This is a genomic window from Glutamicibacter sp. ZJUTW, assembly GCF_008370855.1.
GTDB classification, from domain to species: Bacteria; Actinomycetota; Actinomycetes; order Actinomycetales; family Micrococcaceae; genus Glutamicibacter; species Glutamicibacter nicotianae.
Genome location: NZ_CP043624.1, coordinates 646,437 through 671,370, shown reverse-complemented (window position 1 = coordinate 671,370; position 24,934 = coordinate 646,437). Strand labels below are relative to the sequence as shown.

At 63.1% G+C, this 24,934-nt stretch carries 19 protein-coding genes; 8 read left to right on the top strand and 11 right to left on the bottom strand.

The features are described 5' to 3' along the window. Positions 1-73: 73 nt before the first annotated feature. From F0M17_RS03235 to F0M17_RS03225, 3 genes are all read right to left on the bottom strand, one after another. On the bottom strand, positions 74-883 hold the full coding sequence (locus F0M17_RS03235) for an aldolase/citrate lyase family protein (RefSeq protein ID WP_210416690.1): 810 nt from the start codon (positions 881-883) through the stop codon (positions 74-76). Next, a complete protein-coding gene (gene hpaH / locus F0M17_RS03230; protein ID WP_038989991.1) occupies positions 868-1,653 on the bottom strand; it encodes a 2-oxo-hept-4-ene-1,7-dioate hydratase in 786 nt (261 codons plus the stop codon). The genes F0M17_RS03235 and hpaH overlap by 16 nt, the downstream gene beginning before the upstream one ends. Positions 1,654-1,904: 251 nt before the next feature. Then, entirely contained in the window at positions 1,905-2,588 is a 684-nt protein-coding gene (locus F0M17_RS03225) for a CE1759 family FMN reductase (RefSeq protein WP_149596376.1), read from the bottom strand. Positions 2,589-2,740: 152 nt separating this feature from the next. Between F0M17_RS03225 and kynA the strand changes: the two genes are divergently transcribed. Beyond that, positions 2,741-3,607: a tryptophan 2,3-dioxygenase gene (gene kynA / locus F0M17_RS03220; RefSeq protein ID WP_066140102.1), complete on the top strand. Its 867-nt coding sequence runs from the start codon at positions 2,741-2,743 to the stop codon at positions 3,605-3,607. Then, positions 3,597-4,436, top strand: coding sequence for a PaaX family transcriptional regulator C-terminal domain-containing protein (locus tag F0M17_RS03215; RefSeq protein WP_121866228.1), 840 nt, complete (start codon positions 3,597-3,599; stop codon positions 4,434-4,436). The genes kynA and F0M17_RS03215 overlap by 11 nt, the downstream gene beginning before the upstream one ends. Here the strand turns inward: F0M17_RS03215 and F0M17_RS03210 are convergent. Both F0M17_RS03210 and F0M17_RS03205 read right to left on the bottom strand, forming a co-directional pair. Further along, entirely contained in the window at positions 4,433-5,416 is a 984-nt protein-coding gene (locus tag F0M17_RS03210) for a CoA transferase (RefSeq protein ID WP_233125294.1), read from the bottom strand. The two genes, F0M17_RS03215 and F0M17_RS03210, sit on opposite strands and share 4 nt — an antisense overlap. A gap of 500 nt (positions 5,417-5,916) precedes the next feature. After that, a complete protein-coding gene (locus tag F0M17_RS03205) occupies positions 5,917-6,624 on the bottom strand; it encodes a transglycosylase family protein (protein WP_073706525.1) in 708 nt (235 codons plus the stop codon). A gap of 646 nt (positions 6,625-7,270) precedes the next feature. Here F0M17_RS03205 and F0M17_RS03200 point away from each other — a divergent pair. Then, complete coding sequence (locus tag F0M17_RS03200; RefSeq protein WP_157801616.1) at positions 7,271-8,431, top strand: YihY/virulence factor BrkB family protein; 1,161 nt, start codon at positions 7,271-7,273, stop codon at positions 8,429-8,431. Here F0M17_RS03200 and F0M17_RS03195 read toward each other — a convergent pair. After that, positions 8,414-9,133, bottom strand: a complete 720-nt coding sequence (locus F0M17_RS03195; protein ID WP_168201934.1) for a M50 family metallopeptidase — start codon at positions 9,131-9,133, stop codon at positions 8,414-8,416. The two genes, F0M17_RS03200 and F0M17_RS03195, sit on opposite strands and share 18 nt — an antisense overlap. A 158-nt stretch (positions 9,134-9,291) precedes the next feature. Between F0M17_RS03195 and F0M17_RS03190 the strand changes: the two genes are divergently transcribed. Continuing rightward, positions 9,292-9,612, top strand: a complete 321-nt coding sequence (locus tag F0M17_RS03190) for a hypothetical protein (RefSeq protein WP_149596374.1) — start codon at positions 9,292-9,294, stop codon at positions 9,610-9,612. Between the two features lie 77 nt (positions 9,613-9,689). Continuing rightward, positions 9,690-13,145, top strand: coding sequence for a bifunctional RecB family nuclease/DEAD/DEAH box helicase (locus tag F0M17_RS03185; protein WP_149596373.1), 3,456 nt, complete (start codon positions 9,690-9,692; stop codon positions 13,143-13,145). A gap of 21 nt (positions 13,146-13,166) precedes the next feature. Here F0M17_RS03185 and F0M17_RS03180 read toward each other — a convergent pair whose 3' ends face one another. Beyond that, positions 13,167-14,423 carry a polysaccharide deacetylase gene (locus F0M17_RS03180; RefSeq protein WP_149596372.1) on the bottom strand — a complete coding sequence of 419 codons (1,257 nt, stop codon included), beginning with the start codon at positions 14,421-14,423 and terminating at the stop codon, positions 13,167-13,169. Between the two features lie 227 nt (positions 14,424-14,650). On the opposite strand from F0M17_RS03180, the gene F0M17_RS03175 reads away from it, so the two are divergent. From F0M17_RS03175 to F0M17_RS03165, 3 genes are read left to right on the top strand one after another with little or no spacing between them, the layout of a single operon-like run. Continuing rightward, on the top strand, positions 14,651-16,111 hold the full coding sequence (locus F0M17_RS03175) for a DUF3375 domain-containing protein (RefSeq protein ID WP_149596371.1): 1,461 nt from the start codon (positions 14,651-14,653) through the stop codon (positions 16,109-16,111). After that, positions 16,108-16,794, top strand: coding sequence for a DUF4194 domain-containing protein (locus tag F0M17_RS03170; RefSeq protein ID WP_149596370.1), 687 nt, complete (start codon positions 16,108-16,110; stop codon positions 16,792-16,794). Before F0M17_RS03175 ends, F0M17_RS03170 begins: the two co-directional genes overlap by 4 nt. A gap of 3 nt (positions 16,795-16,797) precedes the next feature. Continuing rightward, positions 16,798-20,124 (top strand): ATP-binding protein, encoded by a 3,327-nt coding sequence (locus tag F0M17_RS03165; RefSeq protein ID WP_149596369.1) that lies wholly within the window; start codon positions 16,798-16,800, stop codon positions 20,122-20,124. Between the two features lie 73 nt (positions 20,125-20,197). On the opposite strand, the gene F0M17_RS03160 is transcribed toward F0M17_RS03165, so the two are convergent. The 4 genes from F0M17_RS03160 to F0M17_RS03145 all read right to left on the bottom strand — a co-directional run bounded on the left by F0M17_RS03160 (position 20,198) and on the right by F0M17_RS03145 (position 24,934). Continuing rightward, positions 20,198-20,542 carry a DUF6176 family protein gene (locus F0M17_RS03160; protein WP_128471439.1) on the bottom strand — a complete coding sequence of 115 codons (345 nt, stop codon included), beginning with the start codon at positions 20,540-20,542 and terminating at the stop codon, positions 20,198-20,200. A gap of 94 nt (positions 20,543-20,636) precedes the next feature. Further along, entirely contained in the window at positions 20,637-23,132 is a 2,496-nt protein-coding gene (locus tag F0M17_RS03155; protein ID WP_149596368.1) for an ABC transporter permease, read from the bottom strand. Positions 23,133-23,135: 3 nt separating this feature from the next. After that, complete coding sequence (locus F0M17_RS03150; RefSeq protein WP_149596367.1) at positions 23,136-23,885, bottom strand: ABC transporter ATP-binding protein; 750 nt, start codon at positions 23,883-23,885, stop codon at positions 23,136-23,138. 122 nt (positions 23,886-24,007) lie between these two features. Then, on the bottom strand, positions 24,008-24,934 hold the full coding sequence (locus F0M17_RS03145; RefSeq protein ID WP_141358236.1) for a cation diffusion facilitator family transporter: 927 nt from the start codon (positions 24,932-24,934) through the stop codon (positions 24,008-24,010).

The window sequence follows — 24,934 nt, the reverse complement described above, 5'->3', positions numbered from 1 at the left end:
GTGCCACCATTGGCGCCGACCGGCCTCGATCGACGCGCAATGATGAGCTGAAGGGTTGCCTAGAACGCCCGGGCTAGTAGCTGTCCGGGGTGGCGCCCTGCGCTTCGGAGGAGAAGCTTGCGGCCAGCGCTTCGGTGGCGCGGGCCAGCAACGCCACATCGGCGCCCACGCCGACAAAGTCCGCGCCGGCAGCCATGTATTCGCGGGCGCTCTTCTGGTCGAAGGCGTTCACCCCGGCATACTTGCCCGCGGCCTTGGCCGCCTTGATGGACTTGAGCACCGCGGCGACCACGTCCGGGTGGCTCTGCTGGCCGATCACTCCCATGGAGGCGGCCAGGTCCGATGGGCCGATGAAGATGCCGTCGACACCTTCGGTGGCGACGATGTCCTCGACGTTGCGCACCGCTTCATCCGCTTCGATCTGCACCATGATGGTGATGGTCTCGTCGGCACGGGCCAGGTAGTCGGGGATGCGGTTCCAGCGGGCCGAGCGGGCCAGCGCGGAACCGACGCCGCGCACGCCCTTGGGCGGGTACTGGCAGGCGGCAACGGCAGCCGCGGCCTGCTCGGCGTCGTTGACCATCGGGATGATCAGCGACTGCACGCCCAGGTCCAGGAACTGCTTGATGGTCACCGGGTCGTTGACCGCAGGGCGGACCACCGGCACTACCGGGTAGCTTCGCACCGCTTGCAGCTGGGCCAGGATGTTCTGCAGGTCGTTGGGCGAATGCTCGCCGTCGATGAACAGCCAATCGAAGCCTGCGCCTGCGCAGATCTCGGCGACCAGCGGGGAGACCGAGCAGACCCAGATGCCGGCCAGCGAGTGGTCGGCGTCCTTGAGCGCGTCCTTCAGCGACGGATCCGGCTCTACTCGAAATGGCATGTCACAGTTCCCAACGGTCCGTAGTCGGCAAAGACGGTGTCCCCGGCGTTGACCCACATGGGGCGGGTGAAGGAACCGGCAAGGATGATTTCCCCGGCCTTGAGCTTGTCGCCGTGCGGGGCGATCTTGTTGGCCAGCCAGTACACGCCAGCGGCGGGGTGGTTCAGCACACCGGCTGCGACGCCGGTTTCCTCGACGGTCTGGTTCTTGAACAAGATGCCGGAGACCCAGCGCAGATCGATGCTCTCGGGCTTGACCGGGTTGCCGCCGATCACCATGGCGCCCATGGCCGCGTTGTCGCTGATGGTGTCCACGATCGTGCGGCCTTCCATCTCCACGCGGGCATCGAGGATTTCCAGGGCCGGGATGACGTATTCGGTAGCGTCGAGCACATCGAAGATATTGGCCCGCGGGCCTTCGATATCCTTCTTGAGCTTGAAGGCCAGTTCCATTTCCACGCGGGCGCCGGTGAAGTCTTCCCACTTCAGCTTGGCGCCGGAATCGTAGACCATGTCGTCGAAAATGATCCCGTAGTCAGGCTCGGTAATTCCGGTAGCCATCTGCATGGCGCGGGAGGTCAGGCCGATCTTGCGGCCTACCAGCACACGGCCGGCCGCTTCGGACCGCTGGCGCCACAGGTTCTGGACGCGGTAGGAATCCTCTACCGTCATTTCTGGGTAACGCGCGGTCAGGCGCGGCACCGGAGTCCGCGTCTCGCCGGCCTGGACCAGCTCATCGGCAATGGCCGTGATTGTTTCCTCGGATAGCATCGACGGCTACACCTTTCACTACTCTTCAAACCTCGTTCAGCTGCCGTCATCTCGGAGAAATGACTTAGCTCACGGTTCTTGATCGTACCGAGGTTCGGTATTGATGGCACATCGTACTAACATATTGCTTCGCTTTCACGGCAATTCGATGCCACTGCGGAAGAAAGCATGGGTGAAGAAAATTGGCCCCGCTCCCAAGCACTCCGAATGGATGCAGGACAACGGGGCCAGAATGATGGAAGCAGGCCGGCTCAGGAACCGGATTTGAGGTTCGCCAGCAGCGCTTCGAACGGCAATGAGGTGAGCTCGTCATCGGGATCGGCGAATTCGCTGACCGATGGGGCGATGGAACGGGTGTCGCCCAAATCCGCGTCCGCGGATAGTTCGCCTTCGCTCAGCGACAGTGCCAGGACGACTTCCCGCGCAACCCGGCGAGCGCGATCGGCCAGCGTGCCGGACAGTCCCTGCCCGCCGAAATCCTCGGAGGCCGCGAAGACTGTGGTCGGCATGATCTGCGCCCGCAGGTAGGAGAAGATCGGGCGCATGGCGTAGTCAATGGCGAGCTGGTGGCGCTGGGTTCCCGCGGTGGCGGCGAGCACGACCGGCTTCCCGCTCAGCGATTTGGGGTCCAGGATATCGAGGAAGGACTTGAACAGGCCGGAGACCGAGGCGGTGAAGACCGGGGTCACTGCCACGAGCACGTCGGCACCCACTACCGCATCGATGACCTTCTGCAGGCCCGGGGCGGCGAAACCGGTGAGCATGTTGTTCGTGATCTCACCAGCATGCTCACGCAGTTCGATATTGGCCACGTCGGCCTGCACACCAGCGGCAGCCAGCTGGGTGGCAATATTCTGTCCGATTTGCCCACCGAGCAGCGAGGAGCTTGATGGGGTTCCCAGTCCACCGCTGATGACGACTACTGACTTGCTCACGGTTCCTGCCTTTCACGATTTATATGCGTATGCATGTATCAACGGCGGGGGCGCCCGAGGTATTCCCATTTGCCGAAAAACATTATGGCTCGTAGCGGGAGCCGTATTTTTCAGTATTGTGACGATCGCAATGTTATTGATAACATCAGCGTATGAGCACCCCGCAGCCCCAGACCGAGAACCAGCGCGAAATCGAAGAAGGCGTCCGCACCGATTTCAAGAACACGATGTCCTACGGCAGCTACCTCGACCTTGACCGCATCCTGTCCGCGCAGCATCCGGTCAGCGTTCCCGAGCACCACGATGAAATGCTCTTCATCATCCAGCACCAGACCAGCGAACTGTGGCTCAAGCTCATGCTCCACGAGCTCATCGAGGCTCGCCGCCTGCTGGGCGTCGACGACTTCGGCAAGGCGCTGAAATGCCTGGCCCGGGTCAAGCACATCCAGAAGACCCTGACCGAGCAGTGGTCGGTGCTGGCAACCCTGACGCCGCGCGAGTACGCGCAGTTCCGCGATTTCCTCGGCTCGTCTTCCGGCTTCCAGTCCTTCCAGTACCGTGCCGTCGAATTCATCCTGGGCAATAAGCATGAAGGCATGCTCAAGGTCCACGAGGCAGATCCCAAGGCGCACGAGCTGCTGTCCAAGCTGCTGCACGAACCAAGCCTCTACGACGTCTTCCTGGCCGCCTTGGCCCGCCATGGCTACAGCATTCCCGACGAAGTGCTGTCCCGCGACGTCACCAAGCCATGGGCGTTCCAGGAGGCGCTGGTTCCGGTCTTCAAGGACATCTACGAATCCGAGGACACCCGCTGGGGCTTCTACCAGGCCTGCGAGGACCTCGTGGATGTCGAGGACAACTTCCAGGCATGGCGCTTCCGGCACATGCGCGTCGTCCAGCGCACCATCGGCTTCAAGCGCGGCACCGGCGGTTCTTCGGGAGTCGATTTCCTCAAGCGCGCCCTGGATCTGACCTTCTTCCCGGAACTGTTCGCGGTGCGTACCGAAATTGGCAAGTAGCACCTCGCTTACCGCGCTGAGCCTCGATGATTTCGAGGCGCGAAGCGGAAGCGCGACATCGATTATCCGGACGATCACCGGCCTGTATATCAGGCACGAGAAAATACCAGTGGCGCGAACCCGCATCGTGGAGCTGGCACAGGCCGCCGGGATTTCGGCTCCTGCGGCGCAGACCGCCATCTCCCGGCTGATCGACCGCGGAGTGCTGGAAGCCGGGCAGCCATCCACCTTGGGCGTGCCGAGCGCGGCGCAGCAGATGTTCGAGCGCGGCACCCGGAGAATCTTCACGCCACGGCAGATGTCGGACGCTGATCTCTGGTGCCTGGTCGCCTACTCGCTGCCGGAGAGCCTGCGCTCCGTGCGCCATCAGGTACGCAAGCATTTCCTGCAGCTTGGCGGAGGCATGCTGGGATCCGGGTTATGGATTTTCCCCGAGTACCTGCGCGAGGAAGCCACGGCAGTGCTCATGGCTTTGGGCGCCAGAGAGCACGCGACGCTGTTCACTGCGCAGCAGCCTCACTTCCCTGGCACGCCGCGGCAGGCCGCCAGTGCGTGGTGGGATCTTGAGCGCCTGGCCGCGCTGCATCAGGCATTCCTGGAGAACACCAATTCCCTCGATGCCAGCGACAGCACTCCATCCAGCGCCTATCGGGGATATGTGGCGATGGTCGATTCATGGCGCGCGCTTCCCTACCTCGACCCCGGTTTGCCCGGATCCATGCTGCCCTCGCAGTGGCCTGGCGATGACAGCCGGGAACGCTTCTTGACGCTGTCCTCGGCATTCAAGGAACCGGCCCTGCACTTCGCCCGCTCGCTGCTGGCTTCCTAGCTCCAGGCTGGTTTGCTTTCTCCGTACGGCGCCGGCGGATGGGGATAATCCATTGCATGGCCTGCAAAGCTGAAGGGCGGTGGAACATATTCAAGCATTCCGTAAGAACTGTCCATCTGCCGCAGCTGCACGCCACTGCCGAAATCAGCAGGGCATTCGCGCTCTTCATCTAAGGCGAACAGGGCATGAGCCGTCCGAGCCAAGGAGAATCGCACCGCCCCGGTTCGCCCTTGGGCGCTGCGGGCGCCAGCCAGGGCAATGATTGCAGCAGCCAGCCCGTAGCCGGTGGCATGATCCAAGGCTTGCACCGGCAAAGCGCCGGGAGTCCTGCCGTCGCCGCTATAGGCTTGCGCAATGCCGGTGGCGGCTTGCACGACGCTGTCGAACCCGCGCCGCTGGGCCCAGGGCCCGGAATAGCCCCACGCACCCAGTTCAGCGATCATCAGCCGCGGATAGCGCTGGGCTAATTCATCCCGGCCAAGCCCGGCCGCGGCCAAGGCTCCGGGGCGATAGCCCAGGATGACGGCATCGGCATCCTGCAGCAGTTCATGGATCTTTGCCCGCCCCGCTGCGCTCTTCGCATCGAGCACCGTGCTGCGCTTGCCGAACCCGGTATCGACATGTTGCCAAGGCAGTTCCGGAAGCCGCGGACCGTCCACGCGCAAGACCTGGGCACCGAAGGCCGCGAGGGTTCTGGTGGCGGTGGGTCCGGCGATCACCCGTGTGAGATCCAGGACTTTCAACCCTTGAAGGGGCAATCCCGCACGCGGATCATATTTCCAAAACAGTGCCGAAGCGAGCGGACGCATGCTGAACTGTGCCCAGTGCCCGTTGCCTGCCACCTTGCCCTCGGCGGAGCTGAGCCACTGCTGCCGGGATCGCACCCGCGCGGCAACGCCGCCGGCCGCCACGATGCGCTCCTGGGCATCATGTGCAGGCAGGCCTGCCAGCGCATCGGCTATGCCGCTACCCGAGGACATCCCTAATGCAGATTTGAGCGCACTCTCATGATGAGGGTAATTCGCGTGCGTCCTGATCCAGCCATCGGCTGTTCGGTAGAAGCGCGAGTGCGGGGCAAAACCCTGCGTACTCTCCCCCGCGATCCGCAGGTGGGCAGAGGACGCAAAAGCAGCTGCGATGTCCGCCGTCGCTGATGCCGCCCGCAGTGGCGGAGTAGCAAGCGCATTGAGTGCAGAGCAGACCAACCCGACGGATCGTGCCGCGAGCTGCTCCACATCCAGAGGACCACCCCACCAGGCTATGGGCCCGGAAACGGGCCAGTTGCCTGCTGTCTCAAGCAACTGATGCTCATGGAACCCAGAGCCCAGGACGTGCTCCATGGACGCGCGCTCTTCTTCGGAATGCAGCATGCTGCTCAGCCTATACCTGCAAGACCACCGTTCCGCTGCCGGCCGCTTCAATACAGAAAACCCGCAGCGCGCAGAAGTACGCGATGCGGGTTTTCGGAAGCTCAGCGAAATTAGTTCGCTGGAACGTTCAGGGTCTGTCCAACCATGATGTAGTCGGGGTTGGACAGCTGGTCGTCATTCAAGACGAACAGGCCACGCCAGTCCTTGACGCCAAGCTTGTCGGCAATCTTGGCCAGGGTGTCGCCCGACTTGACGGTGTAGTCCTTGCCCGAGTCGGTCACATCAATGTTGAACACTGGTGCCTTCGGAGCTGGAGCAGCGTGCTTTGGAGCTGCCTGCTGCTTAGGAGCCTGCTTCTGGGTCGGTGCCGACTGCTGCTTCGGAGCTGCCTGCTGCTTTGGTGCGGCCTGCTGCTTAGGGGCTGCCTGCTGCTTCGGAGCCTGCTTCTGCGGAGTCGAGGAACCCGAAGGGGAACCGCTGATGCCCAGCTTTGCAGTACATGCTGGCCATGCGCCCCAGCCCTGCGATGCCTGGACCTTGGTTGCAATGCGGATCTGCTCGGCCTTCGAAGCCTGGTGCGGCATGCCCGAGCCGCCGAACGCCTTCCAGGTGGACAGCGAGAACTGCAGGCCACCGTAGTAGCCGTTGCCGGTGTTGATCGACCAGTTGCCACCGGACTCGCACTGGGCCAGCTTGTCCCAGGTGCTTGCGGCGTTTGCTGGTGCGGTTGCGGCAACGATTGCGGTGCCGGCAACTGCTACGGCGGCCAGCGAGGCTCCACCGCGACGGATCAAGTTCTTAGTCTTCTGCTGGATCATGATTCTCCAGTTGCTCTTCCCGCGCTCAGGTCTTCCTAGACCATCCTCGTGCACCGCTCAGCGTCGCATTTCGACTTTGATTAAATACTGCCCTGGCGAGCGGTTTGGAAGTCCCGGCAGTACCTGTTTCCCCATAACACTGCGAGTGTTATCGAAACGTTATGAAAGACCATAACGCACCAACCCACCACCCTCGCAACTCAGGAAACGGTCAGAAACCCCGTAAATACAGGTCAATTGGTCAGAAAAAAATTTAAAATCTGGCCGCGAAATCGCTCCGAACCCCTGATCAAGCGACGAAAATGTTACTCGGATGAAGTGGATATTTATCGGGACACTGTGATATAGCTTGCAATCCACTCACGGACGGTTTCCAGCACCCTTCAAGGCTGCTTTTCCGCATCGACGAAGCTGCACAATCTGGATCCGCTACGCAGCATGCACGGCATTCGGAACGAGGCAATTTCTCCCCGGCAGATCCCCTCGGCTCTCAACGCCCTCAAGATCTCAGCGTGCAATAAACACACCACGCAGTTCCAGCAACGTGTCAACTAAATTGCCCTTAGGTAATGTGATTCAAGAAGCCGGAACTGTAGGTTTGATTTCATCAGTCAGACAGGGGAACTCGATGCCACTGGGAAACAGCATGACGAAAGAACGGTTCAAGGAGTCCTTGAGCTGCTATCCCCGTGCCCTGCGGGAATTCTTCCGCAATGACGGGCTGGATATAGCGGCGTCTCTGTCCTACTTCATGGTCCTTGCCATGTTCCCCGGCCTCTTGGCCTTGATTTCGCTGCTGTCCTTGGCCGGTGCCAGCGAAAGCGGCACCAAATGGATCATGGAGCTGCTGGAACAAAGTCTCGCGCCGAACGGTGAATCGGCAAGCGGCGACTCGCAGCAGCTGCTCGACACCGCCGAACAGCTGCTCGCAGGCTTGGCATCCCAGGCCAGCGGAACATTCTGGGCAATCCTCGTCGGTTCACTCGGCGCCTTGTGGAGTACCTCTGGCTATGTCACGGCATTCAGCCGCGCATTGAACCGGCTTTACGGTGCACCGGAAGGCCGCCCGCAGTGGAAGCGCCGCCCGCAAATGTTCCTGATCACCGTGCTGATCATGCTCGTTGCCGTCGTAACCTTGGTGCTCCTGCTGACTTCGGGCTCCGTCGCCCGCGCAATCGGCAACATCATCGGCATGGGCGACAGCTTCGTGCTCATGCTGAATATCGCAAAGCCGCCATTGATGCTCATCATGCTGCTGCTGGTTCTGGCCTTGCTCTACTACTTCACCCCCAACGTCAAGCCGACGAAATTCCGCTGGTTCTCGCCCGGCACCCTGACCGCTCTGGTAATCCTGGGGCTCTCTGTCTTCGGCTTCGGCATCTACGTTTCGCAGTTCGCCAGCTACTCCGCCACCTATGGAACCATTGGCGGCGTGATCATCCTGGTCCTTGCTTGCTGGATCAGCAATATCGCTTTGCTCCTCGGGGCCTTGGTGGATATCGAATTCATCCGCCTCCGCCAGCTGCGTACCGGCATGCCGGCCGTTGATGATGTGCTGCTTCCGCTGCGCGATGACACTTTGATAGCGAAGCAGGAACTGGCCTCGTACAAGGACCTAGTCCAGGCCCAGGAGATCCGGATCAAGCACGGTGGCGACCCGCTGGAGGATATGGAAGCGGATCCGTCAACCAGTCCGAAACGCAAGATGAAGCTGCTGCCCATGGGGCTGGTTGCCGCGGCCGCCTGGACCGCTGGCCGAATGAAAGCCAAACGCGATTTGCGCCGGGACTCAGAACAGTCCCGTTAAGCTCAACAGCGCCCACCAGAGGCCGCCGAATCCCAGAATCGCGATCGCCAATAACCACAAGGAAGGAAAGGTTCGCGTCGCCACAGCGATCAAGTACGCATCGGACTGGGCAATATCCTTGCGCCTCCACAGGTGCACCGCGAGAAGCTTCACGAAGTCCTTCAAGCCCGCCAGCAGCAGGAACCCGGCAATCAGCAATGCCAGATACAGGTAGGCATCGACCGGCGCAAAGAAGACCACTCCCAATGCCACTGCTGCGCTGATCGTGCACACGACAAAGGCCGGCCAATTGCGGACGAAGACCAGCGCCAGCAGGAACAGCAACGCATAGATTCCCAGGGCCCGCCCGGCATAGCCCGCAGATATCCCCCACAGCATCAACGCTGAAACCCAAATGGGTGCGGGGTACCCGAAGATCCCGGCAATGATGACGGAGAACTTGCCCCGGCCGATGCTGCGCACTTCCCCGGAATGGTCCCAGCCCAACCGCAAGCCAGCCACGTACCTGCCGGTGAACAAGGCCGCTACGATATGGCCGAGCTCATGGATCAGCGTGGAGTACAGCCCGGTGATACGCCATACCGGACGCGGTACTACCAAGACCAGGATCAGGAACGCCAGGATCAGCCACTGCCACTGGTTCAAGGCCACGTCCACCGGCTGCGCGAGCCGGTCCCAAGCCTGGGCAATATCTAGATTCATTCCTGCTCCTTCGTGGCATCCAACATGACTCATTCTTGCAAGCCCGGCCTGCTACCGGCTGTCCGGCGAGCGCATTTCCCGGCTTTCTGGGAAACATCACAGGTGGCAGGCATAGTCTGCATAGCGAAACACTTTGCTATATCCCTTGGAGGAGTCTCATGTCCCGCATCGCTTCAACTGCCTTGGCCACCGCCGGTTTGCTGGGCGGCTACGCTACCGGCCGCGCCACGAAGAAGCGTCCGCTGGCCGCGGTAGTGCTCGGTGCCGCCGGCGTTGGCGCGTTCCTGCTGTGGAAGAAGGACGCCGGAACCGGCAAGGCGGTGGCCCTGGCCAGCGCGTACCTCGGCGGCTTCGGTGCGTCCCATCCGCTGGCCAAGAAAATCGGCGCGTGGCCAGCAGTGAACACGGTGACTGCCGGCGTGGCCCTGCTCTCGCTGGTGCTCGGCGGTTCCAAGAAGAAGGCAGAGGAGCTCTCCTAAACGGGAACGGTGAATCTGTCGGGGTCTGGTGCTACGTTGACTAGGTAAGAATCGAGTCAGCGAAAGGCCCAGGCCCCGTGTTCTTCCTGGATGATCAGTTCATCTTCTCAGCGAGCGACCTGTCGGTCTCTGTTGACTGCAATTACCAGTCCCTGTACCTGCTGGATGTGAAGCTCGGCCTGCGTCCCAAGCCGGATATGGCACGGGATGAGATGCTCGAACGCACGGCGGTGCTTGGCGACGCCCATGAGCAGAACGTCCTCAAGGAGCTGATCGCGACCTACGGCGACTACGACCCGCAGACGGGGACCGGCGTCAAGCAGTTCGCCGACCGTCCGCAGATGACCCCGGCAGGCCTGCGGGCCGCCCACGAAGCGACCATGGATGTGCTTCGCAACGGTGCCGATGTCATTTTCCAGGCCACCTTCTTCGACGGGGCTTTCCTTGGTTTTGCCGACTTCCTGGTCCGCCAGCCGGATGGCACCTGGGCCGTCTGGGATACCAAGCTCGCCCGCCATGCCAGGGTCAGCGCGCTGCTGCAGATCGCGGCCTACGCCGACCAGATGCTGGCAGAGGACATCCCTGTATCCACCTCGGCAACACTGGTCCTCGGCGACGGGACCCATTCGGTGCACCGCGTTGACGAGGTGCTGCCGGTTTTCCGGGCCCAACGCGAACGCTTCCTGGCCATGGTGCGGGAGCACCGTGCGAAGAACCAGCCGGTCGAGTGGAATTCCGACGAACTGCGCCTGTGCGGCCGGTGCGACTACTGCGAAGAGCAGGCCCAGGCATCACGCGACCTGCTGCTGGTTGCCGGGATGTCCATGGTGCAGCGTGAAAAGCTGCGCGCCCGCGGCATTACGACCATTGACCAGCTCGCCGGGCTCGACGCCGAGCCGCGCACCGCGCTGCAGCGCGTCACCGACCAGGCCAAGATGCAGCTGGGCCTGGCCACCGCGGATGGCAGCGCCCACGGCGTGTCCTACCGGGTGAAGAACGCCGGCCCGATCTCTTCCCTGCCGCGCCCCGACCAGGGCGATATCTTCTTCGATTTCGAGGGCGACCCGCTCTACCAGGACCCGTCCGATGGTTCCTGGGGGTTGGAATACCTCTTCGGCGTTGTCGAATACGACACCGGTGCGCCGGTATTCAAGCCGTTCTGGGCGCATAACCGCGCCGAGGAACGCCAAGCGTTCCTGGACTTCATCGCCTATGTCGAGGAGCGCCGCCAGCGCTACCCGCAGATGAAGGTCTACCACTACGCGCCCTACGAGAAGACTGCGCTGCGCAAGCTCTCCCAGGTGCACATCGCCGGCGAGGACGAAGTCGACCAGTGGCTGCGCGAGAATCTGCTCGTCGATCTCTACGAGACCGTGCGCAATGCCCTGGTGGTGTCCACCCGCTCCTACTCCATCAAGAAGCTTGAACCGCTCTACATCGGCGAGCACCTGCGCTCCGGGGATGTCACCGATGCCGGCGCGTCGGTGGTCGCCTACGCCCAGTACATGCTGGCACGGGACACGGAGAACGAGGATGCAGCTGCGTCCATCCTGGCCTCCATTGCCGACTACAACGAGTACGACTGCCTGTCCACGCTGCGCCTGCGGGATTGGCTGCTCACGCTCATCGACCAGGCGCCCGGCACGCTTCAGGACACGCCCGAGCCTCCCGCGGCTGGCGAGGAGTACGAGCCCACCCCCGAGGAGCTGAGGCTGCAGGACTACCTGGCGCAGCTGCCCCACGGCCAGGCGCTGAGCGATGATGACCGGGCGATCGCCATGGTCGCCGCCGCGACCGGGTACAACCGCCGCGAGAAGAAGCAATTCTGGTGGGAGCACTTCGACCGCCTGTCCGCGCCGATGGATGACTGGAGCGATGTCCGCGGGGTCTTCATCGTGAACTCGGGGGAAGTGCTCGAGGACTGGCATAAGGCCACCGAGCGGGCGCGCACCTACACGCGGGTGACGAAATTGCAGGGAACGCTGGCCGAAGGCTCGCTGCTCTCCCCCGGCTCTTCGGTGTTCGCCATGTTCGATGCCCCGTTGCCTGAGGGCATGGCAGTGGACGACTCCGTGCGCGGCGGCGCATTCAATGCCACGGTGGTCGAGCTCGGAGAAGGCTGGATCACCATTGCGGAGAAATCCAGCGGCAAGATTCCTGCCTACGGTGCGCTTCCCTGCGCCCTGGCACCCGACAAGCCGTTGGCGACCGTGAGCATCGATGCGGCGCTCACCGAGATCGCCCAGCAAGTTGGCGCCACCGTGCCGGTGCTCCCGCAACGGCCGGGCATCGACATCCTGCGGCGGATTCCGCCACGCCTGAAGACCCTGTCGGCGCCGGTTGAACCGGAACTGGTCGACGGCCAGGCCCAGGTCTATCCTGCCGTGGTCCAAACGCTGAAGGACCTGGACAATTCCTATCTAGCGGTGCAGGGTCCCCCGGGCACCGGCAAGACCTTCGTCGCTTCGCATGTGATCCGTGAACTCATCGACTACGGATGGAAGATCGGGGTGGTGGCCCAATCCCATGCGGTGGTTGAGAATGTGCTGCGCAAGGCCGTGGAAGCCGGGGTGGATCCCGAGGTGGTGGCCAAGGAAGTCAAGCACAAGGATCCGGTGCCTTGGACCGGCACGTCCAAGGAATCCGTGGCCGAGGTGCTGGATGCACCCGGCGGCGCGCTCATTGGAGGCACCGCCTGGACGCTGACCGGTTCGAAGGTTCCTGCCGGGAGCCTGGACTTGCTGGTGATCGATGAGGCCGGGCAGTTCTCCTTGGCCAATACGCTGGCCGTCTCCCGCGCGGCCCGCAATTTGCTGCTGCTCGGAGATCCTCAGCAGCTGCCGCAGGTCACCCAGGGCACCCATCCGCAGCCGGTGGATGAATCGGCGCTGGGCTGGCTCTCCGGTGGCGAACCGGTGCTGCCCGCCGAGTTGGGCTACTTCCTGGCGGCCTCATGGCGGATGCACCCGGCATTGTGCGCCAAGGTGTCGGCGTTGAGCTATGACCACCAGCTGTTCTCGGCGGATGCCGCCGGGCTGCGGGTGCTGGAAGGCACCGAAGCCGGGGTCGAAACGGTGTTCGTTGAGCACCGGGGCAATACCGTCAGCAGCGTGGAAGAAGCGGAGTCCATTGTCCGCTTGGTGCGCGAGCATCTGGGCATGCTGTGGAGCCCGGGCTCCGGCAAGCCGGCCCGCCCGCTGGCCGCCGACGACATCCTGGTGGTAGCCGCCTACAACGCGCAGGTGAATCTGGTGCGCGAGGTCCTGGAAGCCGAGGGGCTGCCGGATGTCAGGGTGGGAACGGTCGACAAGTTCCAAGGCCAGGAAGCCCCGGTAGTGCTGGTGACTATGGCGTGTTCCAGCGCCGCCGATGCATCGCGTGGCATCGAGTTCCTGCTCAACCGCAATCGCATCAATGTGGCGATTTCCCGCGGCCAATGGAAGGCTGTCATCGTGCGCAGCGAACGGCTCACCGATTACCTGCCGTCCAACCCGTCGACGCTCTCCCAGCTCGGTGCGTTCATGGCCTTGTAGCTTGGGTGCGGATTGGTCCGGTCACTTGCGGGCCGGATCGATCACGTCCTGAACATCGAAGAAGCTGTCCAGTACTGGACGGTCGCCGCGTTCTTCCTTGGCGAACTGCAACCCGTCCACGTTGATGCGCATCTGCCGCTGGTATTCATCTCCTTGCTGCATCCATGCGCGGATAGTTCCGTCGACGCCGTAGAAGTAGTCGAAGCCCTGTTCCTTGAAGAACTCGTAGCGGGCACCTGAGTAGCGTTGGGTCCGGGCAATATCCGATCCGAATGGATAGATGAAGTGACCGGTCTTCCCCACGATCGGTTCCACCTCGTCCTTCCACAGCTTCATGTCGCGCTTGAGCCGGCCCATGCTGTCGGTCCCGGTGGCAATGTGCCCCCACGAATGCGATGCGAACACCCAACCGCTGTCCTTCATCGCCTCGGCGATCTTCGTGGCCATCTTCTGGTCGGCTTCCAGCGTCGTGCTTTCCGGGTACTGGCTGGCCGAGGTGCGGTAGCCAAACGCCCCGTTGTAACCGGTCATCGCGACCAGGCCGCGGGCGTCACGATAGCTGAAATCGGGATGCTCGGCGATGAAGTCATCGACCATCGTGGTGACGTCGTATGCGCCAACGTGCGTTTCCCCGTCCGCATCCACATATTCGTTGCGGACCTTGCCGTCCTTGTCCAGCACCAGCTTGCTGGCGAAGCCATCGCCATCCATGTATTCGTAATAGCTCAGGTCGTCAACTGACAGAACCAGTGGCTTCTTATCCTTGGGCAGCATGATGTCCCGGTACTTCATCTGCCCCTGCTTATCGGGCGAAGCGAAGTCTTCAGGGTTGACCAGCACATAGTCGCGCTCATGCAGTTCTTCGAGAATGGCCGCGAATTCCTTCTGGGTCACCATGTAGTTGGCGTAGCCCTGTGAGCTGTTTCCGCCGTCAAAGGCCCGGTCCGGATCGACTATCAGCGAGTGGAAAAACAGGTGGGGTATCTGGTCCGGCTCGTCCCACGCCGAAACTTGGCTCTTCTCATCTTCCAGTCCGCCAACCATCTGGTTCAGCTCTTCGGCGCTGTCCTCCTTGGCGAGCTTGATCGCCGCGTCATAGTCGTATCCGTCAGCCAGCCGGTTGATCTCGGCCTTGACGCCGTCCACGCGTGCTTTTTCCTGCTCGGCCTTTTCAATGGCAGCGGGATCCGTGGACGGTGCTGAGGGAGGTTGCGCCGTGCTGCACGCGGCAAGGCCCAGCACCAGCCCGAGCGAAATCACAATGCGTAGGTTTTTCATTGGCTGCGACCTCCATGACCTCCACCGCGCCTGCAGGGCCGGAAGAAAACTAGTTGTCATCTGCTATTTTCGACCCTACACAGGTAGTGCTGGGGGTAAAACCCTTTCGCAATGAAATGTCGAAGAAGAGCGGTGCCTATCATCCAGCTTTTAGGGAGCTCACATTTTGGAAGGAGTCCAATGATTTAGAATTGATTGGTTAGGCATTTCAAAGATCAAGGAAGTACATGCAGCCCTCGCACCGCGCGAATAGTTTGTGGCTTCAGTCCCAGCAGTTCAAAAGCTCGGCAGCGTATCGGCTTCTGACCGCCCAGCCGTGGGCTGTGGCGTTCATCCGTGCAGAGTTCACCGCAGATCGTTCCCGTGTCGCATTGGAGCTTTTCCATGCCTCGCTGGATTCCTTCCTGAAGCAGGCACGCAAAAGCGATGACCAGATCCCTGCGTCCTATTCGGCCCAGGATTTCGCCGAGACCTGGGTCAAGCAGGGGATCCTGGCTCGTCCGCTGATTGACGGGCGCTTCGTCTATGAACCCAGTGCGCAGACCTTGCGCACCTTGCGCTTCTTGGCGGATTTCTCCACCGACGATTCGCATTTGAACTCCTCGCGCCTGAACACTTTGCTCTCGTCCTTGGAGTCGCTGGCCCACGAGACGGATCCGGATCCCGAAGCGCGTATCCGTGCCCTCGAATCCCAGATCGCGCTGCGCCAAGCCCAAATCGACCAGCTGCGCAGCGGGGACGATCCGGCGGTGCTCTCCCGCACCACCGCGTTGTCGGCCACCCGATCCGTGCTCGATCTGGCCTCCAGCCTGCCTGCGGATTTCCGGCGCATGCGCGACGGCGTCCAGGACATGCTCCACTCGCTGCGCGAAGGCATTCTGGATGCGTCCACTGCAAAGGGCGTCGCCGTGGGCCAGGTGCTGGAAGCCGATCGCCAATTGCGCTCCACCGCCGAAGGCGAAACCTTCAGCGGATTCACCGAGTTTTTGAATTCCCCCGAAGCGCAGCAGCGGTTCCGCGCGGCACTGGCCGAGGTCCTGGAACGCGACTTCGTCGATGATCTGGAAACCCCCGAACGCCAGATCCTCACCAACCTGTTGCGTGAACTGCGCCGCCAGGCGGCTGAAGTCCATGCCTCCTACGGCAAGCTCTCCAAGTCCCTGCACGCCTTCGTCCAGTCCGAGGACTACAAGCAGGCCGAGCTGCTGCGCCAGGCAGTGCGCGAAGCCGAACTGGCGATCAGCAAGTCCACGAGCCTGAAGCCGCGCAGCGGCCTGGCCCCCATGGAGCTGTTCGCCCCGCAGTTCGTCACCCTTGCCGGGCTTGGAGTCTATGACCCCTCCGAGCATGTGGCTCCGCCGCCGCTGGCCCAAGCGCCGGAATTCAGCGAAGCCGACATTGTGCGCAACCCGTCGACACCCCAGGCCGACATGCAGTTGCTGCGTGAATCCATCACCCGGCAGCTGGGCCAGTCCGGTTCCGGTTCGGTTCGGCTCGATGACGTCTTTGAATCATTGGATGCCGAGCAGCGGCACCTGAATACGATTCGCGCCCTGGTGGAGATCGGGCGCACCAATGGCGAGCCGCTGAACGAGAGCGACCTGCTCAGCATTGAATTCCAGCAACTCGATGGTTCTCAGCGAACCGCTATCCTGCCCGCGTTGAGCTTTACGAAGGAGCCGCTATGACCACGAGCGATTCATACGCCGCACCGATCACCGACCCGCTATTCGACGGCGATACCGGAAAGTTCACGCTGCCGCTGCGCCAGCTGCTGGTCCGGCTGCTGCGCGGCCCCTACCTGGACGGATCCACCGATCCTTCGGCGTGGCAGCTGCTGCTGGACCAGCAGCAGAGCATCAGCGATTACTTCTCCGAGATTTTCCTGGCCTTGCGGCTGGACATGGATCGCAAGATCGCCATGCTGGCCCCGGTCCAGATCGAACAGGTCCACACCTCCCCGATCGCTCCGCGCCGTCCGCTGAAGCGCGATGAAACCCTGCTGGCCCTGCGCCTGCGGCTGCTGCTGGAGCAGCATTCGGGCAGCGGCAGCGATGCGGTGATTTCGCGGGCAGGCATGCACGAGATCCTGGCCGAGCACCGCCAGGCATCGGACCGTGACGACAAGCGCTTTGCCGAATCCTGCGATGCCGCTATCACCCGCCTGCAGTCCTTGCGCCTGCTCACCGGCACCGAGCTGGAGAACGAGTTCCGCATTTCCCCGGCACTGGCGATGGCCTTGCCGATCACCAATATCCAGGACATCCCGCGCTACATTGCGGCCATCGACGCCAATGATCCGGCGTTCAGCCTGGCCGCCGATGACACTGAAGACCTCGCAGAGCAGACCCCCGAGTTGGTGCAGGAGTAACCGATGAGCATTGAAATGACTCTCCCGCTGGGCGGGGCGCTCAACCCAGGCCAGCATCGCCTGAGCCGAGTACAGATCGTCAACTGGGGCACCTTCCACGGCTTGCATGATCTGGCGGTGGACCGTGCCGGCACGCTGGTCACCGGCCATCCGGGCGTAGGCAAATCCACCCTGTTCGATGCGATGGGCCACGTCTTCTTCGCCACTCCCCGGCTGAACGAATCGGCCAATGATGCGGCCACCCGCGAGGACCGCCGCACCACGTTCTCCTATATGCGCGGGCGCAAGTTCAAGACCAGTGCCGGCACCGTCTACCAGCGTCCGGGCGCGACGTGGAGCGCCATTGTGCTCAGCTACGACGACGGCATGGGCAACACCGTGACCGCCGGCGCCGTCTTCGACCTGCCCGACGCCGGTCTGGAAGGCCAGGTCTCCAAGCACTACCTACTCTGCGAGGGCAAGGTCGATATCGCGGAGCTGGAAAACCACGGACCGCGCCGCTTCACTGTGTCCTCGCTGTCCAAGGCTCTGGCACCCAGCGAAGCCTTCGACACGCACAAGGCGTTCATCGAGCGCCTGCGCCGCCGGCTCGGAGTGGAAAGCGACAAGGCTTTCGCCCTGCTGCGCACCTTGCAGAACGGCAAGGGCCTGGCCAAGGGCGTCAACCAGTTCTTCCGCCATGAGGTGCTGGAAGAACCAGCCACGCTGAAGGCCGCCGCCGCGGCGGTGGAGGACTTCGCCCACCTGCGCGGCATCTACCGCCAGCTGGATACCGCCCGCGCCCAGCGCGACGTGCTGGCGCAGGTGCCCGAGCAGGACCAGGCCTACCGCGACTTGGCCGGGCAGATTGCCAGCACCCGGCAATTGCTCGAAAGCGACGTGAACACCCTGGAAGCCCAGGTCCGCCAACTGGTGCTGCGCAATGACCTGGCCTCCCATGAATCCGAGCTGTCCAAGCTCAAGGCCGAAGAAGCAGAGCTGCGCCAGCGCAAGGATCAGCTCGATGACCAGCTGGCGTCGCTGGAAGCCGCCCACGATTCCGCCGGCTCCGCTTCCCTGATGCTGCTGGAGCGCGAAGCCGATGTGGCCCGCAAGGCGCTGAGCGAGAAGGAAAGCCTCATCCGCACCCTGCAGCAGCAGGCGGCGGATGCCGGATTGTCCTTTGAATTCTCCGCCACCGGCTTGGATGAGCTGCGGGCCAATGCCGCGCGCACCCTGCAGCAGCTCAGCTCGATTACCCATGATGCCCAGACTGTCGAGTACGAGGCCATGGCCACCCTGGTCAACCTGCGCAAGCGCGCAGAAACCCTGGCCGAGCAGATCCGCTCCTACCAGCGCCGGGCCAGCAACATCGACGACCGGTCGATCGCCGCCCGCCGCGCCATTGCCTCGGCCTGCTCGCTCAAGGAAGAACAGCTTCCCTTCGCTGGCGAGCTCATGGATGTCTCGGCCGATGCCGGCAGCTGGCGCCTGGCCGCTGAAAAGTCCCTGCATTCGCTCGCCCGCACCCTGCTGGTTCCGGGCGAGCTGCTCGCCCAGGTCACCCACGCCATCGACCGGCTCGACGGCTTGGGCCGTGTGAGGTGGAGCGATATCTCGCAGCAGCCGCGCACCGCGCAGGCCGGCCCGGCAGACCTGGTCACCAAGCTGGACTTCGCACCGGGCGACGCCGGGGCCTGGCTGAAAGCCAAGATCACCGCCGACTATCCATTGGCCTGCGTCGAGAGCGCTGCTGCCGTGCATGTGCACCCCAAGGCGATCACCCCGGCCGGCACGATCAAGTCCGGCACCGGAACCTTTGAGCGCGACACCCGCACCCTGCCGGCGTCCGAGTACCTGCTGGGCTTCACCAACGAGTCGAAGATCGCCGAGCTGCAGTCCAAGGCGGCGCGGCTGGACGAGAAGATCATCAAGGCCCAGCAGGCTGCCGACGAGCGCAGCGCGGCGAAGAACAAGGTCGTGGCCAAGGCCCAGCTGCTGCAGGCGCTGATTGCCGACGAGCGGACTTTCGGCCAGCTCGATGCCTCCGAAGCGCTGGAGGCATTGCGCCGCAGCGAGCAGAAGCTCGGCGACGCACTGGCGCTGTCCGGGGACTCCTCCCGGGTCCGCCAGCAGATTGAAACGGCGAAGGCCGAAGCCGAAACGCTGGTCGGCGACCTCGCGCTGGTCCGCTCGCGCATTGCAGATCTTGAGCTGCAGGTGCAGCGCGCGCAGCAGATCCTCTCTGCCAGCGAAGAGCTGGATTCCGGATGGGAAGACAGCATTCCCCCGGCCTTGCACCAGCATCAGCTGCTGGGCCCGGTACTGCAGCAGGTTGCCGCCGGCGACTGCCCTGCCAGCGAGGACATCAGCGAAGCCTTTGCCGAGGTCAAGCTCCAGTTGGGCAGCCAGGTCAATTCCCTGCAGTCCCGGCGCCAGGAAATCGGTGGCGCATTGAGCGAAACCTTCCGTCGTTTCGCCCGCGAGTTCGGCACCTCCCACGCGCAAACCCACGGCACCACCGCTGAAGCCGCAGAGCACTACGCGCAGCTGCACGACCAGATTGTGGCCGATGGCCTGCCTCACCATGAGGCGCAGTTCCGCGAATACTTCGCGAACCGTTCCTACGAACGCTTCAGCGACCTGTTGCAGCTGCTGGATGAAGAGCGCCGGATGATCTCCGAGCGCATCAAGCCGCTGAACCAGATCCTCTCCGAGGTGGCCTTCGAGCATGGCTCGGTGCTCCGCCTGGAAGTGGCCAATGCGATTCCGGTGGAGGCCGGAACCTTCCGCAAGGAATTGAAGGACGCGTTGCAGGAGGCCTACACCACCAAGGACGAAAGCACCCTGGCCAGCTCGTACCAGGCGCTGGAGGCACTGGTCACCGCGCTCAGCGACCCAGCCATGGCCGCCTGGCGCTCCACCGTGCTCGATGTCCGCCAGCATGTGATGATCAGCTGCAACGAGCACAAGCCCAACGGAGAAATCGAAACCGGCCTGGAACCGGGCACGCTCTCCGGCGGCGAAGGCCAGCGCTTCACTTCCTTCATCATGGGTGCCGCATTGGCCTACCAGCTGGGCTTCGCCTCGGCCGGGTTCACCTCCTATGGCACGGTGATGATTGACGAGGCCTTCATCCAGGCCAACTCCGAATATGCGGCGGCAGGCATACGCGCGTTGCAGGAGTTCGGCTTCCATCTGGTGCTCGCGGCCCCTGAAGACAAGATCGATTTGAGCCGCCACCTGGGATCCATCACGGACATCATCAAGCATCCGGGATCCAACATTTCGGGCTTCGTGACTACCGGCCGTTCCCCGGCCATGGCCACCACGATTACCCTGCGCAGCTAGCCATCACGGCAAAAAGCACTCGGTCCAGAACTCGCCGTGCGGGTTCTGGACCGAGTGCTATTTACTATGGACGCTAGTGCATGCTGCGCTGCACGCGTTCAGGAATCATGAGCACCCGTGGGGTCAGCTCTTGGGGTGCGAAGCCAGGATCGATGCATTCCTTCCAATACTCCAGATGCACCTTGTCGACTTCATGGGCAGAATCCTGCACCTCGATGCCGCCCTCGCCTTGGATGCTGTACCAGTACAGGTAGTCGACGCCATCCAGGGTCTCGCTGAAGATCGTTTCCACATACATCTTCTCGCCCTCAAGGGTGTCCAGCACCGCGGGCATATGGCTGTTCAGGAATTCCAGCCATTCATTGACCTGCGCAGTTTTGCCTGGCAGGACGCGGAATCTGGTGAGTTCGACGTTCATGCTGAGAGCCTACCGGCCTCAGCCGAAGCCCAAAATAGACGGTGGCACTGGATGCTAGTGCTTCCAGTGCCACCGCAGCTTGGCTAGTTGCCGGCTACTCGGTAGCCAGGCCTTCAACCGGCGACAGCTTTGCTGCCCGGCGGCCCGGAGTCACCGAGGCCAACAGGGCTGCCACAATGCTGATCAGCAGGACCACCGCCAGCTGCCACCATGGGATCTCGTAGGTCATCGCACCCATGGAGGAGAGCGCCGAACGGGCTCCGAGCAGGCCGTAGGCAACGCCCAGCACCAGGCCGAGCAAGGCCGCTACACCGCCGATGAGCACCGCTTCGGTGGCCAGCATGCTGCGCAGCTGCTGCTTCTTCAGGCCCAGTGCCCGCAGCAGGGAATTCTCCCTGGTGCGCTCCAGCACCGAGAGGCTGAGCGTATTGGCGACGCCAATCAGCGCGATCAGCACCGCTACCGCCAGCAGCGCCGAGACGATTGCCAGCAGGACGTCGATGACTTGCGAGAACATGGACTTCATGACCACGCCGCCAGAGATCATCGATGAGTCCACACCGGTGATATCCGCAATTTCGCTGACCAGGTCATTGATCTTCGAGCTGGCCAACTGCTCATCGGTCTTCACCAGGATCCCGGAGAAGGCTTGCGATTCATCGATTCCGAGCTTGCTGAAGGTCTGCTTGCTCACGATGTTCCCATCCACCGTGGCAGTTGAGGACTTGATTTGAAGCGTCTGTCCGCCGATGCTCAGCGAGGTGTCCTCGGTGGGCCACTGCGTGAATACGATCTGCCCATCTTTTGGAACGATGCCCTCGGACAGCGCCACGTCGGCAAATGGCTGCGGGTCAACGGCCATCAGCTGCACCTCGTAGGTTTCTTCCGTGCTGAATTCCGCGGTCGCCGAGCCGAAGTCGTACGTGGCGGTGGCGTCGACGCCTTCCAGTTCCCCGATCTGCTCGGCGAAGTCTTGGGCCTCGGCTTCCTGCAGGCCGGTGCCCGGCAACGCGACCATCACATCCACCGGGAATTCCCCGGCGATGGAGTTGTTCAAGCTGGCCTTGGCGGTCTGCCCGCCAACCATGATCATCGACACCAGGGTGACGCCGATCAGCAGCGCCGTAGCAGTGGCCGTGGTGCGCCCGGGGTTGCGCACGGCGTTCAGCGCGGCGAGCTTGCCGGCCGTCGAGTTGCCTGCGACGGCCTTGCCGATCCCCGCCACGCTGGAGGGGACGAAGAGCGAGGCGAGCATCAGGATGCCCGGGAAGGACACCAGCCCGCCGAGGAAGGCGATGATCAGGTCCCCTTCAAGCGCGCCGTAGGCCAGCCCCGCTGCCCCGGCCAATGCCAGCAGGGCGCCGATGACGATGCGCACCTTGCCGGCCCGGTTCTTCACGCTGGCCGCATCGAAGGGGCGCAGCGCTGCCAGCGGCGCCAGCCGCATGGCACGGCGTGCCGGCAGGCTGGCGGAGATCACCGTCATCAGGATGCCGACGATGATCGGCATGATGATCCCGGCGGGGTTCAGCGCCAAGGTGGCATAGGACATCGACGGCACCAGTGCATGCAGCACCTCGATCAGCCCGGCCATCAGGGCGATGGCCAGCAGGACGCCGATCACCGAGGCGGCGATGCCAATGAGCAGGGCCTCGACGAGGACCGAACTGCGAATCTGCTTGCGCTTGGCGCCCAGGATGCGCAGCAACGCCAGTTCGCGGGTGCGCTGGGCGATCACCACGGAGAAGGTGTTGACCACGACGAGCCCGGTGACCACCAGGGCGATCAGCGCGAAGACCACGAGCACGACGGTGAGCTGGTCGGTGCCTCCGGTCATCTGCGCGACATCGTGGACGACCTTCTCGTCCGCGGTGAGGACGGCGATGTCCTTCATCTGCTGGCTGGCGAAGTGCTCCTGCAGCTGGGTTTCCAGCGCGGGCAGCGGACCCTGGGCGTTGATCACGATTTCCCCGAAGTCCTCCTGCCCATCGGCGAACTGGATCCAGGACTTCTCGCTGAGCCCGCCCAGGGCGGTGGCAGCCACCTGCGGGTTGGTGCTGGAGCGCTGGATGCCGACAATCTTCATGTTCTCGGTCTTGCCCTGCTCATTGCCCAGCGCCACGACATCGCCGATGGAGATGCCCATGTCCTCGGCGTGCGCCTCATCGACGATCATCTCGTTGCCGCTCAGGGGCGGGCGCCCTTCGAGCAGTTCCAGGCCGCCAAGCCGCTGGTTGGGATCCACCGGCTGCAGGGCCACGGTGTAGCCGTTGTCCGAAGTGTGCATCTGCCCGTAGGCGTAGCCCACGCCGTAGGCGGTGGAGACCCCGGGCAGGTCGCGGATCGCTGCGATGTCCTTCATGTCCAGCCGGGTCGGTTCATCGGCATCGCCCAGAAATTCCCAGTCCGGGTAGGCGACCAGGTCCGCATTCTTGTACGCATCGCCCAGGGAGTTGCGCAAGGTGGCCTGGGTGGAGGAATTCACCGCAAGGGTTGCGGCGAGGAAGGCGGTGCCGATGGCCACCGCCAGGATGACGGCGATATACCGCCGCGCATAGGTCTTGATATTCGAAAGCGCTACGTGCAGCATTGCCTACTCCGCCAGGGAGGCCAGGGCCTCGGTTACGGCAGCCACGGTGGGCTCCTGGATGGATCCGACAATCGTGCCGTCCTTCATCAGCAGCACATTGTCCGCATAGGAAGCGGCCACCGGGTCGTGGGTGACCATGATGATGGTCTGGCCCATCTCGCGGGTGGAGGTGCGCATCAAGGAGAGCACTTCGGCGCCGGTGCGCGAATCGAGGTTGCCGGTTGGCTCATCGCCGAAGACGACTTCCGGCCGGGTGAGCAGCGCCCGGGCTACCGCCACGCGCTGCTGCTGGCCGCCGGAGAGCTCATGCGGCTTGTGGTTCAGCCGGTCGCGCAGGCCCAGGGCCTGGATGACGGTGTTGAACCAGTCGCGGTCGTGCTTCTTGCCGGCCAGCGACAGCGGCAGCAGGATGTTGTCCTTGGCGCTGATGGTGGGCACCAGGTTGAAGGACTGGAAGACGAAGCCGATCTGCTCGCGGCGCATCTCGGTCAGCTGGTCATCGCTCAGTTCCAGCAGGTTCTTCCCGCCAATGACGATTTCGCCGGAATCGGCGGTATCCAGGCCAGCCAGGCAGTGCATCAGCGTGGATTTGCCGGAGCCCGAAGGGCCCATGATGGCGGTGAAGCGGGATCGTTCGAAGGAAACGGTGACGTTGCGCAGGGCTTCGACCCTGGTGCTGTCGTGCCCGTAGGTCTTGGTCAGGCCGCGGGCGGCGACCGCGTTCTCGGTTTTCGGCATAGTCTCGGAAGTCATATTAGAAAGACTACAAATCACCTAGCCATACCGGCATCAACCGCCAGGATCCAGTTCAGCGGGGCCAAGTCATACCAGGGGATGAGCGAAGCCGCGGTTCGCCTCCACCCGGTGCTGTCCGCCTAGCAACCGTGCTCGCGTTCGCTGAGCTGGTGCGAGGCCGGCTCGATCTGGAAGGTCGAGTGCTCGATGCTCACGGTGAAGTGGTCGGCCACGCATTGCTGCAGCTCGCGCAGCAACCCGCCGGCCGCGCCGGCGCTGAACACCGAGTCCTCGACCACCACATGGGCGGTGAGCACCGGGAGGTTGGAGGCAATCTGGCTGGCGTGCAAATCGTGCACCGCGATGACTCCGGGCAATGCTTCCAAATGCTCCCTGACCGCGATCAAATCCAAGCCCTTCGGCGTGGATTCGAGCAGGATGTGGGTGGTCTCCCCCAGCAGCTTCATGGCCCGTGGAACAATCAGGGCGCTGATCACCAGGGCCGCCACGGAGTCCGCCCGCATCCACCCGGTGAAGGTGATCACCAGTGCGGCAATGATGACGGCGACCGAGCCCAATGCGTCGTTGACCACTTCCAGGAAGGCCGCGCGCATGTTGAGGTTGTTGTTGCGACCCGCGGAAATGATCCACATGGAGATGACGTTGCCGGCCAGGCCGATGATGCCGAAGGCCAGCAGCCCGGCCGGCTGCACTTCTGCCGGGGCGAAAAGCCGGCGGACCGCGTCGACCGCGGCATAGATGCCCACCGCCAGCAGCAAGGCCGATTGGAAGGTAGCCGAGAGCACTTCGGCGCGGCGGAATCCCCAGGTGCGCTTCGTCGTGGGCTTGCGCATGATCAGGTTGGCGGCGGTCAGCGCGAGCAGGAGCCCCAGGGTATCGGTGAGCATATGCGCCGCGTCAACCAGCAAGGCCAGGGAATTGGTGAGGATCGCGCCAACCACTTCGGCGACGAGGATCGTCGCGGTGATGGCGAAGGCCCACGCCAGACGGGTCCGGTTGGCTCCTGAATGGTCATGCGAGTGGCCGTGGGAGTGGTCGTGTCCCAT

Excerpts from the sequence above, each read along its gene's own strand:
- F0M17_RS03235 (WP_210416690.1), bottom strand. The coding sequence starts at position 883 with ATGCCATTTCGAGTAGAGCCGGATCCGTCGCTGAAGGACGCGCTCAAG.
- F0M17_RS03210 (WP_233125294.1), bottom strand. The coding sequence starts at position 5,416 with ATGTCCTCGGGTAGCGGCATAGCCGATGCGCTGGCAGGCCTGCCTGCA.
- F0M17_RS03180 (WP_149596372.1), bottom strand. The coding sequence starts at position 14,423 with ATGAAAAACCTACGCATTGTGATTTCGCTCGGGCTGGTGCTGGGCCTT.
- kynA (WP_066140102.1), top strand. The coding sequence starts at position 2,741 with ATGAGCACCCCGCAGCCCCAGACCGAGAACCAGCGCGAAATCGAAGAA.
- hpaH (WP_038989991.1), bottom strand. The coding sequence starts at position 1,653 with ATGCTATCCGAGGAAACAATCACGGCCATTGCCGATGAGCTGGTCCAG.
- F0M17_RS03190 (WP_149596374.1), top strand. The coding sequence starts at position 9,292 with ATGTCCCGCATCGCTTCAACTGCCTTGGCCACCGCCGGTTTGCTGGGC.
- F0M17_RS03150 (WP_149596367.1), bottom strand. The coding sequence starts at position 23,885 with ATGACTTCCGAGACTATGCCGAAAACCGAGAACGCGGTCGCCGCCCGC.
- F0M17_RS03170 (WP_149596370.1), top strand. The coding sequence starts at position 16,108 with ATGACCACGAGCGATTCATACGCCGCACCGATCACCGACCCGCTATTC.
- F0M17_RS03165 (WP_149596369.1), top strand. The coding sequence starts at position 16,798 with ATGAGCATTGAAATGACTCTCCCGCTGGGCGGGGCGCTCAACCCAGGC.
- F0M17_RS03205 (WP_073706525.1), bottom strand. The coding sequence starts at position 6,624 with ATGATCCAGCAGAAGACTAAGAACTTGATCCGTCGCGGTGGAGCCTCG.
- F0M17_RS03145 (WP_141358236.1), bottom strand. The coding sequence starts at position 24,934 with ATGGGACACGACCACTCCCACGGCCACTCGCATGACCATTCAGGAGCC.
- F0M17_RS03200 (WP_157801616.1), top strand. The coding sequence starts at position 7,271 with ATGACGAAAGAACGGTTCAAGGAGTCCTTGAGCTGCTATCCCCGTGCC.
- F0M17_RS03160 (WP_128471439.1), bottom strand. The coding sequence starts at position 20,542 with ATGAACGTCGAACTCACCAGATTCCGCGTCCTGCCAGGCAAAACTGCG.
- F0M17_RS03175 (WP_149596371.1), top strand. The coding sequence starts at position 14,651 with ATGCAGCCCTCGCACCGCGCGAATAGTTTGTGGCTTCAGTCCCAGCAG.
- F0M17_RS03155 (WP_149596368.1), bottom strand. The coding sequence starts at position 23,132 with ATGCTGCACGTAGCGCTTTCGAATATCAAGACCTATGCGCGGCGGTAT.
- F0M17_RS03195 (WP_168201934.1), bottom strand. The coding sequence starts at position 9,133 with ATGAATCTAGATATTGCCCAGGCTTGGGACCGGCTCGCGCAGCCGGTG.